The following is an 18025-nucleotide window of genomic DNA, read 5'->3' on the forward strand; positions in this document are numbered from 1 at the left end:
CACTCCTTTTAAAGATTATGTTGTTTGACCTTGAATTAGTTTTACCGGTAATAGGTAATTTTTTTCAAGTTTTTTTTCTGGATTTTGGATTCTTTGTAGCAATAAGTCCACTAAAATTTCTGCATAGTCAGCCATTGGTTGAGCAATCGTCGAAAGTTGTGGAAAATAATTTTGAACGAATTTTGTTCCATCATACCCAATGATCTTGATTTGTTCAGGAACTTTTATCTTCAATTGCTGGCATTGATTATAGACAAGGATAGCCGTTAAATCATCCGTACAAAACAAGCTGTCAATTTCTTCTGTTTCTAAAATATGTTTGATCTCTAAATTTTTCAAGGTTGTTGATCTAGCCGTTGTTTGAATCTGAAACATTTTTGGTGTTAATTCGTGCTTCTCTAGAAAACTTAAATACCCGTTTAAACGAAAATTTGTAGGCGAGTTTGATTCTTGTGATCCTGTGAGAATCGCAATTTTTCGTGCACCTTTGACAAATAATGTTTCAGTAGCTAAATAGCCCCCTTGAAAATTATCACTGCCAATAATTGGAATATTGTCAGCTAAATAACGGTCAAAAGAAACAATCGGCAGCTCGATATCTTCATATTCTGTGATTCCTAGGTTATGAGCACCGGCTATGATTCCATCTACTTTATTGGCCGCAAGCATATTAATATAATGACGCTCTTTTTCTTTATTATTGGCACTATCACACAAAATAACACGGTAGCCTAAATCAAATAGTTTCCCTTCGATTCTTTCAACAAGCTCCCCAAAAAAAGGATTGGCAACGGTTGGAAAAATCAGTCCGATCAATTGTGTATTTTTTCCTTGTAAGGAACGAGCTAAAGAATTCGGTTGATAATTCAGCTCTTTCATCGCCAAATTTACTTTATCAATGGTTTTTTGACTTAAGGAGCCGTAATTATTAATCACACGAGAAACAGTAGTGGGCGAGACGCCAGCCTTTTTGGCTACATCCGTTAGTTTGATGACCATGTCCGTTCATCCTTTATTGGTTAGTTTTCCGCAGTTGCCATAATTTCCCTTGATAGCCTCCATCACACTCTAGATGGACTCCTGTCTGATGTGTTTCTGGAAATACTCGCATGGTTGCCACTTTTTCACCTTCGTTGATGAAGACTTCAACAATCGATGAATCTACAAAAATTTGTAGGTCTAATGGTTTTTGTTCAACCGAAAACGATCGAACAAATCCATATTCTTTTCCAAAAACAGTACCAGCTTGACTACGGTCTATCATTATTTTACCATGTTGCGAATCAAAATTAATCGTTAATCCCTCATTTTGTTCTTTATTCGTAAATAAAGTAAGCGTTCCACTGGAAAGTGGGTCAAATGACAGCCTGATCTCATACTGATTTGTCTCTGTTTCAAAAAAAGAATCGGAATCTTTGTTCAACTCAATCGCTTCACCTATGCGTAATTGCTTCATTTCTGCGACAGGGCGTTGATACAATTTTTTGTCTTTTATAAACAGCTCTTTTACACTACTTAGACAATGGGCCCATTCTTCTTGATCGGTTGGATAATCAATTTCTGGTAATCCCACCCAACTAATAGATAATAAACGGTTATCTGGTGCTTGAAAGGCTTGAGTAGCGTATACATCAAACCCTTCATCCAGATTTTTTAATACAGTAGGCTGAATCAAACAATTCGCTTCACTGTCGTAAGAATCCCCGATGACATACGTATTAGGATAAATATTTCCATAAGAACAGATATCTGGTTCTAACCCTTGAGGACAAAAGATAAGTAAAGCCGCGTCTTCTGTTACTAGTAAATTAGGGCATTCAATCATAAAGCCCATTTCTTTATCGGTAAACTCCAATTCACCCTTGCACTGCCATGTAAGCAAATCAGAACTTTGATAAGTAAGAATCTTTCCTTTTTCTGTCTCATCTTGAGCACCTATGACCATCAAGTAACGATTATTATAGCGAAAGACTTGAGGATCTCTAAATTCTGATGTATATCCTTTCGGCGGTGCAGCGATCAATGGCGTCTCGATTTTTTGAACCGTTCCAGATTCATCCATCCAGGCACCTAACTGGTAGGAATGACGAACCCAATTATCATCACGAACATTTCCTGTATAAGCAAGAAACAATTGATCCGAAACAGGCAAAGCGGTTCCTGAATAGACGCCATGACTATCGTACAAACTATCTGGAAATACTTTTGTTCCTTCTTCTTTCCAGTCCACTAAATTATCAGATGTCAGATGATACCAAGATTTTAATCCATGAACAGCTCCCATTGGATAGGATTGATAAAAAACATGCCATTGATCATTAAAAAATGAAAAACCATTTGGATCATTTAGTAAGCCAGTATTTGGTTGAATATGGTACCCTAAACGCCATTTAGAATTGGCGATTTTCTCTTTTAATAAAGCAAGATGCGTTTTATCCCATTCTTGATATGGACGATAACGTTCTTCTTTCGTCCAAACTTTTTTTACAGACATATATACTCTCCTCGTAAGCGTATTCTTGCATATAGTTTAACTTTAAAGGCAATTATTGTCAAACGTTAATCAATTTCAATCCCTAATTATATAAACACCTTTTAAAATCTATTTTATTAATTGTCATACGTTTGACATTTTTATGAAAAATGGTATACTTTGGATGTGAAAAAGCGATTTCATTTCTAGTTTTCATATACAAGATAACAACTTCTATTGAGATCGTTTAAATGACATTTAGGAGGAACGAGAATGGATTACAAAAAAGTGGCAGAGGAAATCAATCAAGCACTCGGCGAAGATAATATTCAAGCAGCAGCGCATTGTGCGACACGACTAAGGTTAGTTCTAAAAGATTCAAGCAAGGTGGATCAGAAAGCTTTAGACAACAATGATGCTGTTAAAGGAACCTTTGAAGCCAATGACCAGTTTCAAATCATTATTGGAGCTGGTGATGTCAACAATGTCTATGATGAACTGATAAAAATAACCAATGTCAAAGAAGCATCCACCGCTGATTTGAAAGCAGTCGCGGCAAACGGTAAGAAGAACAATCCAATTATGGCCTTTATTAAAGTATTATCTGATATTTTTGTTCCGATTGTTCCTGCTTTAGTTGCGGGTGGTTTATTGATGGCCTTGAATAATGTGTTAACTGCACAACATTTATTTGGTCCTCAATCCGTTGTAGAAATGTTTCCAGCTGTAACGGATGTTGCTAGCATCATTAATTTGTTGGCCTCTGCTCCTTTTGCCTTTTTACCTATCTTAGTTGGATTTTCTGCAACCAAACGCTTTGGTGGTAATCCTTATCTAGGTGCTGCCATTGGAATGGCGATGGTTATGCCCGATTTGGTCAATGGATATGGCGTGGCTAATGCGATTGCAGAAGGAAGTATGAATTATTGGCATGTCTTTGGGATGAATGTTGCCCAAGCCGGTTATCAAGGTTCTGTATTGCCAGTATTAGTGGTTGCTTGGATTTTGGCAACTTTAGAAAAATTCTTCCACAAGCGCATTCCAAATGCATTTGATTTTACTTTCACCCCAATGTTAGCCATCATTATTACTGGATTTTTGACATTTATCGTTGTAGGACCTGTTATGAGAATCGTTTCAGATGGTTTAACTGATGGACTTGTTTGGTTGTATAATACAACAGGCGCAATTGGTTTAGGTGTATTCGGACTATTTTATTCCCCTATTGTTATCACAGGTCTACATCAAAGTTTTCCAGCAATCGAGACCACCTTGTTAGCAGATGTGGCACGTACTGGCGGTTCCTTCATTTTCCCAGTCGCTTCTATGGCAAACGTTGGTCAAGGTGCAGCAACACTTGCTATTATGTTACTAACTAAAAATAAAAAACAAAAAAGCTTAGCGACCTCAGCAAGTATTTCAGCGATGCTAGGAATTACGGAACCAGCAATTTTCGGGGTCAATTTAAAACTTAAATTTCCATTTATCTGTGGAATGATCGCTTCAGCAGTTGCTTGTGTATTTATCGGTGCATTTCATGTTTTATCCGTTGCAATGGGCCCTGCAAGTGTGATCGGATTCATTTCAATCGCACCAAAATCAATTCCTTATTTCATGATTGGGATCGTCATCAGCATTTTAGTTGGTTTCGTTACGACATATGCTTATGGTAAACGTCATATGGCTGTATTTGCAGATGATGACACTAGTTCAGGTGAAGTTGCGGTTGCAATCAATGAAGATCCTGAAGCGGAAGTGATCGCGGTTCAAGATGAAATCTTAGCTGCACCAGTCAAAGGCACACCTATTGCTTTAAAAGAAGTCAACGATCCTGTCTTTGCACAAGAAATGATGGGGAAAGGCATTGCGGTAATTCCAGAAAAAGGGATTATTTACGCCCCAGCCGATGGGGAATTAACGGTCGTATACGATTCAAAACATGCGTATGGATTAAAAACAACCCATGGTGCAGAAGTCCTGATCCATATTGGGATCGATACGGTAAAATTAAATGGAGAATTCTTTGAAACGACTAAAAAATACGGAGACTTAGTGAAAAAAGGCGATCTCTTAGGCACAGTTGATTTAGATGCTGTCAAACAAGCTGGCTTTGATCCAACGGTGATGATGATCATTACGAATACGAACGACTATGAAGCCGTTGAAGTAATTGACACATTAAGTGTAGATGAAAACCAAGATCTACTAGCTTTGAGTGTGCGCTATGAAAACTAATTGGTGGAAAAAGGCAACGATCTATCAAGTCTATCCACGTAGCTTTCAAGATACGAATGCAGATGGTATCGGGGATCTTCCTGGAATTATTCAACGTCTAGATTATCTTGCTTTTCTAGGGATAGAAGCAATTTGGTTAAGTCCTGTGTATCAATCCCCTAATGAAGATAATGGCTATGATATCAGTGATTATCAAGCGATCGATCCAGAATATGGAACAATGAAGGATATGGACACACTAATTGAAGAAGCGAAAAAGAGGAATATCAAGATCATCATGGACTTAGTCGTCAATCATACGTCCTCTGAACATCCATGGTTTCAATCTGCGCTTCATGATCCAAAGAGTGAGTTTCATGATTTTTACGTTTGGAGAAAGGACGTTGACGGACGACCGCCGAACACCCTGCAGTCAAATTTTGGCGGTTCTGCTTGGACATTAGTTCCAGAACTTGGAGAGTATTATCTTCACTTACATGCCAAAGAGCAGCCTGACTTAAATTGGGAAAATAAAACGATGCGCTACGAAATTTATCGTATGATGAATTACTGGATCGAAAAAGGAGTAGGCGGATTCCGTCTAGATGTTATTGATTTAATCGGAAAAGAACCCGACCAATTAATTACTAAAAATGGGCCAAAACTCCATGAGCTATTACAGGAAATGAATCAAAATACCTTTGGTGAATATGATTTGGTCACGGTTGGCGAAACTTGGGGCGCAACACCCGAAATTGCTCAACTTTATTCAGATGAGAGTAGAGATGAATTGTCGATGGTTTTCCAATTTGAGCATATCAATTTGGATAAACAACCAGGCAAACGAAAGTGGGATCTAAAAAAACTTGATCCAAAAGAACTACATCACGTTTTTTCTAAATGGCAAACTGAATTAACTGGAAAAGGCTGGAACTCCCTGTTTTGGAATAATCACGATTTACCACGAATCATTTCTCGTTGGGGCGATGATCAAGAGTTTAGGGTACTTAGTGGGAAAATGTTGGCAATCTATCTTTATTTTCTTCAAGGAACACCTTATATTTACCAAGGTGAAGAAATTGGGATGATCAATTATCCAATTAAATCTATTGATGAGGTCGATGATATTGAAAGTCGTAGAATGTATGATGAACGCATCTCTTTGGGCTATACAGAAGAAGAAATCATTGTCTCTATCAATGCCAAAGGACGGGATAATGCACGCCATCCAATGCAGTGGGATGATTCTAAACAAGCGGGCTTTACAACTGGCATTCCTTGGCTACCTGCAGGAGATTCAAGTGAGATCAATGTAGCCGCTGCTTTAAACGACCCAGACTCCTTATTTTATACGTACAAAAAATTGATTCAGTTCCGAAAACAATTACCCGTGATTACAGAAGGAACATTTGAGCATATTCAAACAGAAGATGCAGCAGTTTTGGCCTATATCCGTAAGCACGAAGGAGAGCAATTATTAGTTGTTGTCAATTTTTCCAATAAGCCAGCTCAATTCTTATTGGAGGCAACACAACAAATCAAAGAAATCTTGATTCATACTTATGAAAAAGAGATCAGTCAAACGCTTCTTCCTTTCGAAGCCTATGCTGTTTTATTAAATTAACAAAAAGCCTCCCTACGGCGAATCGCCGTAGGGAGGCTTTTTAATGTATCGTTTACCCAATGACCGTCCAATGAATATAAAAACAATTGAAATCCCCTTTGATCCTTGGAACAAGAATACCGGCATGATTTAATTCACTACCGCTGTATATTTTCCCTGTACGCATATCCTTATAAAGAGCCGATTCCTCAAGATATTTTGTTTTTAAATACTGAATCGTTTGTGCTGGTTGAGCAAGTCCATTGGAATAGACAAGTAGCGCTTCTGTTTCGTTTTTGAATAGCCAAGCAGTGGAGCACGCCGCATCAAGTTCTTTTAAACGATAAAATTGCCCAAACTGTAATAGCCTACGATGCTTTTTATAAAATACAATTTGCTCTTTTATCATTTCGAGGTCTTGTGGCGATTGTTTTTCTATCGCTAATTCATAGCCAAAGTTTCCACTCATTGCAATTAAAAAGCGACTTTCCAAGGGGGTGTTTCGACCTACCTGATGATTAGGACTATCTGAAACATGAGCCCCCATCATAATTGGCGGATACAGATAGCTATAGCCGTATTGAATTTTCGAGCGACATAATGCGTCTGTGTTATCGCTTGCCCAAGTTTGTGGCATATAGGCAACCATGCCTGGGTCAAATCGACCGCCACCACTAGAGCAATTTTCAAAAAGGACTTGGGGAAATTGTTCTGTCACTTCAGATAAAATCCGATAAAGTCCTAGAACATAACGATGGCTCACTTCCTTTTGTTGGTCATTTGGTAAAAGAAAACTGCTCACTTCCGTTAAATGTCGATTCATGTCCCATTTTATATAATCAATTTTATTTGAAGAAAGATAGGCTGTCAGCATGTTAATAAGGTGATCTTGAACTTCTGGCAAACTTAAGTTTAAGACTAGCTGTTGTCGCCCTTGTGTTTGAGGATAATTTGGAACCTGTAAACTCCATTCTGGATGTTTCTCAAACAAGCGACTTTTTACAGAAATCATTTCTGGCTCAAACCATAAACCAAATTTCATCTTTTGTTGGTGAATAACATCTGCAAGATGCTCGATCCCATTTGGCAGTTTTACTTCGTTCACATGCCAATCACCTAAAGAAGTTGTATCATCTACACGTTGACCAAACCACCCGTCATCTAAAACAAATAATTCAATCCCTAAAGTACTCGCTAATTGAGCTTGGCGGATCAAATCCTCTTCAGTAAAATCAAAATAATTCCCTTCCCAAGAATTAAGTAAAATGGGACGTTCCATCTGTTGCCACTGCTTAGGAATCAAATAGGTTTGGTATAATTTATGAAATGTCTGGGAAAGTTGATTAAATCCTTGCCCACTAAAATTCAATACAACTTCTGGTGTTTGAAATGTTGCTCCTGGTGACAATTTCCATTCAAAGTTCTCTGGATTAATTCCGATTTGAATCCGTGTACTACCATATTGCTCTACTTCTGCTTGAGCAACAAAATTTCCACTGTAAATAAAATGAAAGCCATAAACGTCCCCTTGATCTTCATTCGTATACCGATCAGCAAGCCCCAAGAACGGATGATGTTGCGGACTACTTGTTCCTCTAGTTGATGCGATTTTTTGTATACCAGGATGGAGGGCTTGGCGATGGATTGTTGCTTCATTTGTATGCGCTCCATTAAGTGTTAGCAAGTCGAAGTCACAACGAGGAAAATCTAACAGCATCGAACCAGCATTTTCTATATAGACTGCTTTTGTTCCATTATTTTTATACCCCACACTCCGTGTAATGACAGGAAGATCTTCATATATCGTATAATACAACACCATTTCAAGTAACTGAATATGGTCTACAAGATAAATCGCTAAGGTTTGTGCTTGTTCTCCCCTTAGTGAAGGCAGACCCTCTAAAGATCGTTTGCCTTCTATAATTTCAAAGTGATCATAGACAAGATTGGTAATACAATATCCGTCTAGATTCCGAAACTGATAGTTACTCACCCGATAATCTAAGCTACCTTGTGTACTCGTTTCAAGTGGCAGCGTATTTAACGAAAAAGTCCGTTCTTCACTGATTGGATTCGTGGCAAAGCCGCGATCGATCATTTGCAGCTGATTGACTTGATGATACTCTGCTAAACGAGGACCAAAATACCTATGGGTAAGATATTTTTCTTTTTCGATACCAATGATATAACTAATTTCATTATTGCTCAGGTGAAAAACATTTTGTGATGTATCAAAATAAATTGGCATATTTACCATTCCTCTTCTTTTATACTCTCCATGATATCGAGTATAATCAGAAGTAACAAGAAGAAATTATTTTAAGGAGGGTAATAAATTGCAGAATTTTGTGCGTCAATTCCATTACATCGATGACCGACATTTACCACTCATCCGAGGCATTGGTGTCGGACAAGGAAGTATTCATTATGACTGGGATGCACGTCTTCGAAAAGAACAACTAATAGTTTTGCAAGTAACATTAAGTGGGCAAGGATTTATACAAATAGGAGAAAAAACTGTTAGCTTAACAAAAAATAGAGCTTTCTTTGCTAAAATCCCTGGAAATTTTCGCTACTTCGGTGAGGATTGGCAGTTTCTATTTGTAGAGTTTTCAGGAAATATGATCCAATGGTTGGATAGATCACTTGCGATCGTTGAACTCTCTGATTCATTTATTGAAATGTTACGAAGCGTTATTCTTGATCTAAAAATACGAGAATTAACCGTTACACAAAATGCCAAAATAGCATTTGCCCTTTTTTTAGATAGTAAAGAAGAGATCCAAAAAGAAATCCAACAAAAAACAGATACCATCATAGCTGTAAAAAAATATATTGATGAACACTATTTTGAAGATATTAGCTTGGATTTTTTATCTGAAAAATATGAGCTATCAAAATACAAGCTAATTCGACAATTCGAAGGCGCTTATAGCTCCCCACCAATCCACTATTTAAAAAAAGTTCGCATCCTTCATTCATTATCGCTATTATGGGCGGATGAAGCGGTGGAAATAGTCGCAAAAAAAGTTGGTTTTTCAACAGGAAACTATTTTAGTAAAGTATTTAAAAAAGAAATGGGAATCTCTCCTAGTGAGTATAAAAATAAAAGAACACAGTATTATTAAGGATTCGTTCCTTTTTAAGAGCTATGTTGATTGAGAAATTAGATAGATGGACATTCTATTTTTAATAGCATAAACAATAGTTTAATGAATTTATACAGATAATTATTGAATAGACTAGTACGTTACTTGATAATCTCTCTCGATCAATTAAATTACCCATTCATTGTTGAGGTATTTGTTTGAAACTGATAGAATGCCTTTTTATTATTTCTTAATAAGGATAGTTATTAGAGATAACGTTTAAAATGCATGCTATTATGTGGAAAATAATAACTATCATAGAAAAATTTTTCATTACCATAACAAAAAAAGCACCTAGACAAGTGCCTTTCTAAATACCTTATCGACATAATCACAAAAAATAAGGCAGATTGCGACTACAAATGCACATTATTTACAATTTGAGTGAAAAAAATACAAATAATATGGTATGCTAATCATGTAATGAAAATTACAAAAAGCAACTATGTTAGTGGAGCGTATACTTGTCAATTTATTTTCAAGTATAACTGATGCTCAAACTACAAGTCAGCTTGAATAAATATTGGAATATCTTTGCTTTCTGAAATGATAGAGTAAACTTCTCGCTCAATGCTTTTTGCGAAATGCTGCTCTCCAAGTTTAGTTAATAAATGAATATAGTCAACTATATTTTCTTTATAACGGTCATCGCCAGTAATTAAATAGCTCGTTAAGTTATCTAAATACTGAATGACTAATTTATAATCAAATGTAAGACTGCCTTCTTTTGTAATGGCTAATTTTAAGTAATAACGGCTTTCTTCATATTCTTTTTTACGTAGCAGAGTCGTGATTAAATTATTGATCATGTTCTTAATGAATTCTGTTGTTTCAACATTTCTAATTTCGATATCTTTAACAGGCAAGACTTTTTTGGCTAGGCTCTTGATTTGTTTATCATTAAATAGAAAAATTGTATTGGATAACACCGCATAGTCATACTGAAAAAAATACTCTTTTTTGATTAGAAGATCATAGATTTGGTTTAATTCCTCTTGGCTCACAGGAGAAATTTCTTTCCAATAATTGGAGAATAACGTTTTTATGCCGATAAAATTTGCCATTTCTCTAAGATGCATCTCTTTAGAAAAGCTTAATTGGTTATAGTAGCTGAGTAGCTCATATTTACTTGATTCATCAGTTGGGTTATTACCACACTGTTTAAATAGTTTACGAAACTTTTTTTGTTCTATACTGTCTTCTAAATATTCTGAAAATTCTTCTAGTGGGATAGAGAAACGTTCTAGAATATCTGTTAACTCAGAAAATCTTAATATCTTTTTGCCGGTCTCAATTTTGGAATAGACGGAGGTATCAGTATAGGTAAGAACATCTTTTTGCTTTAAATTTTTATTTTTTCTAAAAAAATAAAGTGCTTCTTCTACGTTCATTCTAGTTCCACTCCCTTTTGTACAAGTATAGCACATTATTACATATAAATTGTTTGAAATATTATATTTTTGAAAGGGGGGATCGTTGTGATTACAGTTGCTAGTGCATTTGCTATTTCAGTTTTTATTTGGGTTAATGTTTAATTTTATTAGACAGCTATTATCTGAGATAACTGGATAATTATGTTGCAAATAGCCCATTGTATCTTTTTCGATACAATGGGCTATTTAGCAATCTAATTTTTTTATTGGTCCAACCATTCTACTATCCTATTACATCTATATCGTGTGAGGCATCATTATAAACATTAGTTCCTATTTTAAGTTTAGAATACTAATAAAGCCTAAAATAAAAAGGATAATTATGTTTTCACCAAACGTTATACTCGTAAATTAATAGGTAGACATAAAATCAAAACAGCATGAATTGTTTTTGTACCGCCGCCAATTTTTATGATAAAAAAGAGCTGAGCATTTTATCTACTGGTAAAATATGTCACAAAAAATTGTTCTACTGCTCTAATATAAATCGCGTACTTTTAATATATTTCGTATACGTCCCTTCTATCTCTAATTTATTCCCCTCTTCCCAGCCATCACCATACACATGATCTAACCGTCCTAGATCGTCAAAGGTAAAAACCAGACTTACTTCATAGCCGTTCCTCAAAAATAACGTTGGCTCATCAGCTTTCAAGTCACTACTCTTTTCCATATCCATATAGAGATCTGTGTTGATTAAGTCTTTAGACATATCCAGTGATAAGCGATCATTTACTAATGAGCGGATATTATCGCTAAAATACTCATCATATTTTGCTAGATTTTCTTGTTTTTCACTTGAAAATAATATATATCGAATAAAAATTTTTACCGCCTCTTCGTAATCAACCACTTTAAGAGGCGTATAAGAATTTTCACCTTGGAAATTCCAACTATCACCAACTAATCCATTGATTTTTGGTTCATTATCTCCAGGATAAAATCTAAGGATACAAAAAGGAGTATCTTTATAACGAATATAGACTATTTCTGAGATATCATTATCCGTTTTTTCCTTCGTTATAAAAGAGAAATCTGACATAGAACTATTCACATAAGGTTTAGCAGGAACAAAATCAGTCATCTGTTCTCGTAATAAATTATCATAAGTGAAACTAATTTTAAAAATGTCTTTTAATAACTGATTGTCTGTACTATAAAAAATGTAAATAAATCTTTCAGCTAATGAACTAAACGGTATATCTAAATCGTCAAAATTTACCGGAGTAAACTGCTCTATTCGTTCCCAGCCTTCCCCATAAATTTTGTCTATCTTCTGATTGTAATCATTTATCCCAAGTAGATTAATAGGTTCGTCACGATAATAGATGATGGTGTATTCTGTCAATTTATTTTTTTTGATTGTAAAATCACTTAATACAGCCTGTTCAAATTTTGGTTGAGCATTTAGCTGTGCTGCTGCTTCAATTGATACATTTTCCTCCATATAGTCAATCTGAAACTGTTTTTGCTGCTCTAATTGATTCGATAGGTAAAAAGCCTCAATAAATGTTCGCTCAATTAATTCTTCGTTTAAATCTTTTTCTACATAACTATCTTCTTCGTCTTCCAGCGAACTGGATAGCTGTTCAAGAAGTTTCGTTTTTGAAATTCTATGTACGGTATTCGGACCAGTATTATTAAATACAGCAAATATGAAAAACATAACGATCAGAACAAGTGAACAGAAGAACATTATTTTAGAAGATTCACTGCTTTTCCCTTCCTTTTGTTTCCTCTTTTTCATTTCATTTTGCAGGTACAAATAGTCTTGTTTATGCGTACGCCATAACTGTTTCTTCATTTCCTTTAAAGAATCTTCCAAATAAACTATTTCTTGTAATGGAAGCTTTTTCCACATCTCAAAAGCTATTACGTATTTATGTTGGAAAAAAAAGACATACCCTTCCAACAAGTAATAGAGTTGTTGAGGAATAATTAATTGCGTCTTCTTCCAGGTAATCGTTTCTTGAACTACTTGACGAGCTTGACTTTTCTTTAGTGCTTGGATATACGTTCTTAAAAATTCTGTTGTCTCATTTTTTTGACCCTCTTCAGTTGATAGCAGGGCATTTTCAATTTTTGTTAAAATTACCTGATTTTTGATATTGCCGTGATCAATTTTTAAAGTAGTCAGAACATACAAATTTGACAGATCGCTGTCTTTAGAAAAAATGAGCTTCGCTCTGTCTATTTTTTTCTCGATTAAATGAACATCTGCATCACTTTCAAGCATACAATAAATAGAATAGCGTAAATTGAAATATTCTTCCCGACTGTTTCTATCAAGATCTTGTGCTATTGCAAATGAAAATGGCGGAACATGATATATTTTATATCTTAAGGCTGTAAAGTCTCCGTATACATAATTTTCTTGTCCAATTTCATCACGAAGCTCTAATAAGTCAAACGTATGAAATAAAAAATGAATAATTTCTTTTGCTATAATTGTAAAATGCTCAACTAGAAAGACTTGAATGCTATAAGAGTTTGCCATAAATTCATCAATAGACCATTCATTGATCGGTTCTACTAGCTTCTCCCAGTATGCTAACTTATAAAAATAATCTTTTTCCGCAACGATTCGTTGTAGCTGTGTTGAAAAAGGAATATCAAAAATACTACCATTCTCTTGATCATCTATTTGATCTTGTCGAGCTACCTCCGAATCTAAGATGTTTTCATCTTTTATAAGGATAGTAGCAGGCCCATCATCAGATGCTTTAGCTATAGCTAAGGCCGCATCAAAAGCTAGTTTTAATGCCTGAAATTCTTCTGGTTGTTCATCAGGAAAAATCAATTTCAACTTTTTAGCATACGCTTTCTTTATTTTTCTACTATCTGTTGTATAGTCAATCTCTAAAACTTCCCATGGATTCATATGCACTTATCACCTTCAAATTTAGGTTTCTACTCGATTATTTAGTTGAAAATCTGATTTTATTTTTCAAGGACTTCGTTACGCTCTAGTATCAGCTTTTGACTACGCTCTTTTTCCATTTTTACCAAAAAAAGTTCATCCCATTTCGCCAGTACTACTTAATTTCTAACTTTATCCTTATTCTATATTTTCAACTATCACTTGTTACGGAGCTGTCTCTAACACATTAATTACTTTAGCAATAATTTAGTAAGAACCAAATACTATGCTCTTTGTTATAAAATGAGTCAATAAAATTATAACATAGGAAATTTTTAGCTTTCGTCAAATTATTTTATTTTTTTTAAAATTATTGATAATAAATTAGTCGTAGAAATTCTTCTAGCATAAAAAAAGACACTCAAACAAGTGCCTTCAAAGATCCCTTATTGATCATCGCCAGTAATTAACAGCATGTTACATTCTCCAAGTACTGAATACCCCATTTATAACTGAACGTAACATTACCGTTTTTGATAGAGGCTGGTTATAAATAATAACGGCTTTCTTTCTGTTCCTTTTTATGTAATAACGTTGTACTTTAAAATTCGCATGATTACCAATTATGCGAATAATAATTGAAAACAGGGTATCGCTTTATCAAATATTCACCTAACTGTCGCTCTAAATTATTGACAATTTTTGACTCATCAGAATTTACAGGAATTATTAAAACATACGTAGTAAAGGAATTCATTTTAGCGTTTATTCGTTCCATTTCTTTTTTGGCCTCTTCAGAATCAATCAGAAACTTTACTATTAATTTTTGGGTTCCAGTACGAAAGATATCAAACGGATCAAACAAATCACCGTAACCAGATTTTTTAGAAAATGAAGTTCTTCCAATCGTCACGATCATTCCATTATCTCGAAATGAAACCCAGAGATAGTGATATTTCTCTTTCTCGCCGGACCTTTTCATGATCTCTTTTTTTACTTCCTCTTTGTTCATATCAGAAACGAGTATCGGAAGATTATCAGCAATCATCAGTTTGTTCGGTTTTTCTTTTATTATCCACTCTTGTATAGATCTTTTAACTTGTTGAACATGATTCTCTGCTGTAAGGTTCTCCTTATATTTTAAGACCTGAATTTTGGCTATTTCATCTCTTATACTCCAGTTTCTAGGTCGTGTAAACTCTTTTAAAATTTTTTCTCTATCATTCATCTATTAACTCCTACTCCAAAATTCTTAATACTAGCCCTATTTATGATACAGTTCCATGTATCGTTAGGGGATGATATTTAAGAAAAACTGCTGGCATTAATCCTAAAATAGGATTTACCAGCAGTCTAAGTTCACGTATTTCATACTCGCAATAGTAATACACTTAATCTAACACAATATTTTCAGAACATTGATCAATACTCGTAAAGTATTTTCGTTTGATTATAGACCTTCTCAAACTGTTAAATATTGTTCATTGATGAAAATTTCCCGAATTTGATCAAATGATTAAATTTATCATACAGCTCGTTCAAAGAGAGTAATATTGTTTCTCTTTCTCTCATATTATTAATGATTTGAGTTTGGTTTTCTTTAGAGTATTCACCAGCCTCGTTAATAGGTATCTGAATTTCAATATAAGATATCAGATTGTCTCTATTTGATTTGATAGTGTACCCAAATCCAAACCTTTTTTTTATATCTTTTATTGCATAATAAACATACTCTGTTTTTATATTTTTATTTAAAACTTTAAAAGCTAACCTACTTGTATTCAGATAAAATGGCGTTTTATGCAAAATAATATTGGTTCCTGCAGTACCATCTCCATCTGTCGCTACTGAAATAAACATCTCTTTTTCAGTAGCATCAAATAACGCTTTTGGAAATCTTTTTTTACTCTCTACAGCATCAAAGAAAGCTACCGGTTTAGCAGCCGCAGTATACACTGGAATTCCTTTTTCTCTCCTCATAGGAATATATTCTTTCTGCTTTAATCCGAGATTCTTAGAAGAAAATTCAAAATCCTTCTCATTTAATGAAATATCAACAAAATTGTAATGCTCAAATAGTTCTGCTTTTTTATCCAACGCTTTCAACTCCTCAAGCATTTGGGTTATTGTACTTGAGATATCTTCTAATTCTGTTTCTAAATCCTCATAAGATGTGACAACATCTTCAACTTCCAAATTCAGCTCTTTTCTGATCTCTTTACTTATCAACATGTCCGACATCCACAGGTTGTTTTCTTTGTAATAATTTATATCTTTCAAAAAAATTTGTGGCTTATCTGCTTTATAGTTGTCTTTGTCAAAATAAAACTTTTTATATTCTATTTCCAAAGTATTCAAATCATGCAAGCTAGTATTCACTCTATTTGCATCTAAGCTTTCGCCAACATCCGTAACAATGTAATTAAACACTTTGTTCGTTTGCTTGATCCTTTTCGCATTCTTTTTTGTTAAACATAAGATATAGGTCTTTTTTGGGGTAGTATAAAAAGTCCTAGACGGTAACGATATGATCCCGTCAATTATACATTCCTCTATAACGAAATTTCGCAAGTTTCTGTCACTTTTAGTATGGAAAAAACCATCCGGCAAAATCACAAATGCCTTTCCCCCATTTTTTAAGGATTTTACAATATTTACCAAAAATAATCCTTCTTTGCTGCTAGCTGACACATTATAATACTCGTTTAAAGAGGTATTAGAATGAATATAGCTATGATATACACTTAGCCCTTTTCTAACATAAGGTGGATTTGATAGGATTAAATCATATTCTTTCTTAATATTACTTAACGAACCAATACTACTTGAATGAAAACTTTTGAATACTTCATTTAAGTATCTTGATATCTTTTTTAATGAATAATTTATTTCACTAGCTTCTGCTATATAGTTCGATAATAGAACAGTCAATGAAGCTTTTGCAAGAGTGATTGTTTCAGGATCAAGATCGTAGCCGCTGTATCTTAATAAAGAAGAAAAATTATCCTTCTCAAAATTGAACTCATTTTCAATTCCACGCTTTATCATTGTTTCTTGAATAAATCCACCAACACCACAGGCTGGATCACATACAGACTGATCTTGAGTCAGCTTGGTTACTTGTGCCATTTCAGTAATAGAACGCACAATATTTCTTGGTGTAAAAAATTGTGCCATTAGTTTTATCCCATTTGTGCCTTTTAAAAATTCTTCAAAGAGACTAGACTTAAATTCAATAGAAACGCCCTTCAAACTTCCAAATGCCCTGAACTGTGTTAATATATCAAAAAATAACTTGTCTTGATTATTGTCAGCTTTTAAACTAAGCCCATTGATAATTGAAGTATGATCCTCTCCCACTGGAAATAGTTCTTTTATTCTTGTTCTAACCGTATTTTGGTAAAATTTCAAACAATGTTTCTCACCTTTTTGGTATGTATCTTCAAAGGATATTTCAATCCCTTCATCGTTCTCTTTGATTACTTCCAAATCACTAAGATACTTGTACATGAATATTTCAGTAAAGGTCATTAAACATTTTTTAGGATCATCTCCAGTAGCTAGCCAAATAGATTGCCATACTTTTTTGGCTAATGCCGTTGGATCAGTCATGACTTTTTCAGAATCCAAGACAGACGAGGCAACTGTAATTGACTTAATTATCTCAATTACAGTTAATTGTGAAGCACGGTCACTTGTAAAATCGTCGGTAATGATAGCATCACCCTTCGAATCAATAATTCTGTTGACGTTTAGTTCCTCATAGACATCAGAGCTAAACGTTTCATCGTGAATTAAATCTTCTGAGGCGATATTAAACCAATAAAATGAGGAACCGTTTGTAATAGCGCCCAGATGTGTTTGAGTCGCCCAACAATACTCTGAAACTTGTCTAATCGCATCCGTTTTTTGTTTGTTTGTTTTTAGCTCTTTCGGATCTTTATATTCAATAATTGCTTTAATTTGATAGGGTTCTTTTATACCTGATAAAATGAGACCATCTGGTTTCTTTTTTAGAAATTCCTTTTTCACTTTATTCTTTATGATGTTTGATCGGCTTAGGTCCTGGAAAGTCGTGTTTCCTATATTTAAGTACTTATATTCTCCAATTGTAATCATATTTTCTAGAGATTTTTTTTGATATAACTCTTCGCTCAATTTAATCCCTCCAAAATTCACTTCATTGGAGTTATCATACCATAATCTGTCGTTTTTTTCTTTATCACCAATTATCTTCCTCTCTACTTCCGCCCTTTATTTATCCTTGTTTCAGAGTTCTATAACAAATAGCTA

The 18025-nt window shown here is 34.5% G+C and carries 10 protein-coding genes; 3 read left to right on the forward strand and 7 right to left on the reverse strand.

All coding sequences use genetic code 11. The features are described from left to right. Positions 1 to 15 precede the first annotated feature (15 nt). Both IGJ55_RS14815 and IGJ55_RS14820 read right to left on the reverse strand, forming a co-directional pair. Positions 16 to 999: a LacI family DNA-binding transcriptional regulator gene (locus tag IGJ55_RS14815; RefSeq protein ID WP_069641445.1), complete on the reverse strand. Its 984-nt coding sequence runs from the start codon at positions 997 to 999 to the stop codon at positions 16 to 18. A 13-nt stretch (positions 1000 to 1012) separates the two neighbouring features. Continuing rightward, positions 1013 to 2494 (reverse strand): sucrose-6-phosphate hydrolase, encoded by a 1482-nt coding sequence (locus IGJ55_RS14820; protein WP_430606735.1) that lies wholly within the window; start codon positions 2492 to 2494, stop codon positions 1013 to 1015. Positions 2495 to 2746: 252 nt separating this feature from the next. Between IGJ55_RS14820 and IGJ55_RS14825 the strand changes: the two genes are divergently transcribed. Both IGJ55_RS14825 and IGJ55_RS14830 read left to right on the forward strand, forming a co-directional pair. After that, positions 2747 to 4708, forward strand: coding sequence for a sucrose-specific PTS transporter subunit IIBC (locus IGJ55_RS14825; RefSeq protein ID WP_430606736.1), 1962 nt, complete (start codon positions 2747 to 2749; stop codon positions 4706 to 4708). Further along, positions 4698 to 6311: a glycoside hydrolase family 13 protein gene (locus tag IGJ55_RS14830; RefSeq protein WP_430606737.1), complete on the forward strand. Its 1614-nt coding sequence runs from the start codon at positions 4698 to 4700 to the stop codon at positions 6309 to 6311. Before IGJ55_RS14825 ends, IGJ55_RS14830 begins: the two co-directional genes overlap by 11 nt. A 52-nt stretch (positions 6312 to 6363) precedes the next feature. On the opposite strand, the gene IGJ55_RS14835 is transcribed toward IGJ55_RS14830, so the two are convergent. Then, on the reverse strand, positions 6364 to 8538 hold the full coding sequence (locus IGJ55_RS14835) for an alpha-galactosidase (protein ID WP_430606738.1): 2175 nt from the start codon (positions 8536 to 8538) through the stop codon (positions 6364 to 6366). 88 nt (positions 8539 to 8626) lie between these two features. Here IGJ55_RS14835 and IGJ55_RS14840 point away from each other — a divergent pair, with 88 nt between their 5' ends. Further along, a complete protein-coding gene (locus IGJ55_RS14840) occupies positions 8627 to 9418 on the forward strand; it encodes a helix-turn-helix domain-containing protein (protein WP_207120965.1) in 792 nt (263 codons plus the stop codon). 521 nt (positions 9419 to 9939) lie between these two features. On the opposite strand, the gene IGJ55_RS14845 is transcribed toward IGJ55_RS14840, so the two are convergent. The 4 genes from IGJ55_RS14845 to IGJ55_RS14860 form a co-directional block, all read right to left on the reverse strand. Next, complete coding sequence (locus IGJ55_RS14845; RefSeq protein ID WP_069641439.1) at positions 9940 to 10830, reverse strand: helix-turn-helix domain-containing protein; 891 nt, start codon at positions 10828 to 10830, stop codon at positions 9940 to 9942. Positions 10831 to 11341: 511 nt separating this feature from the next. Continuing rightward, positions 11342 to 13753 carry a hypothetical protein gene (locus tag IGJ55_RS14850; protein ID WP_430606739.1) on the reverse strand — a complete coding sequence of 804 codons (2412 nt, stop codon included), beginning with the start codon at positions 13751 to 13753 and terminating at the stop codon, positions 11342 to 11344. 595 nt (positions 13754 to 14348) lie between these two features. Further along, complete coding sequence (locus IGJ55_RS14855; RefSeq protein WP_430606740.1) at positions 14349 to 14960, reverse strand: hypothetical protein; 612 nt, start codon at positions 14958 to 14960, stop codon at positions 14349 to 14351. A 242-nt stretch (positions 14961 to 15202) separates the two neighbouring features. Beyond that, entirely contained in the window at positions 15203 to 17890 is a 2688-nt protein-coding gene (locus tag IGJ55_RS14860) for an N-6 DNA methylase (RefSeq protein WP_430606741.1), read from the reverse strand. Between the last annotated feature and the right edge of the window lie 135 nt (positions 17891 to 18025).

The sequence above is a fragment of the Enterococcus sp. AZ170 genome (assembly GCF_050545135.1).
Lineage (GTDB): Bacteria > Bacillota > Bacilli > Lactobacillales > Enterococcaceae > Enterococcus_L > Enterococcus_L ureilyticus.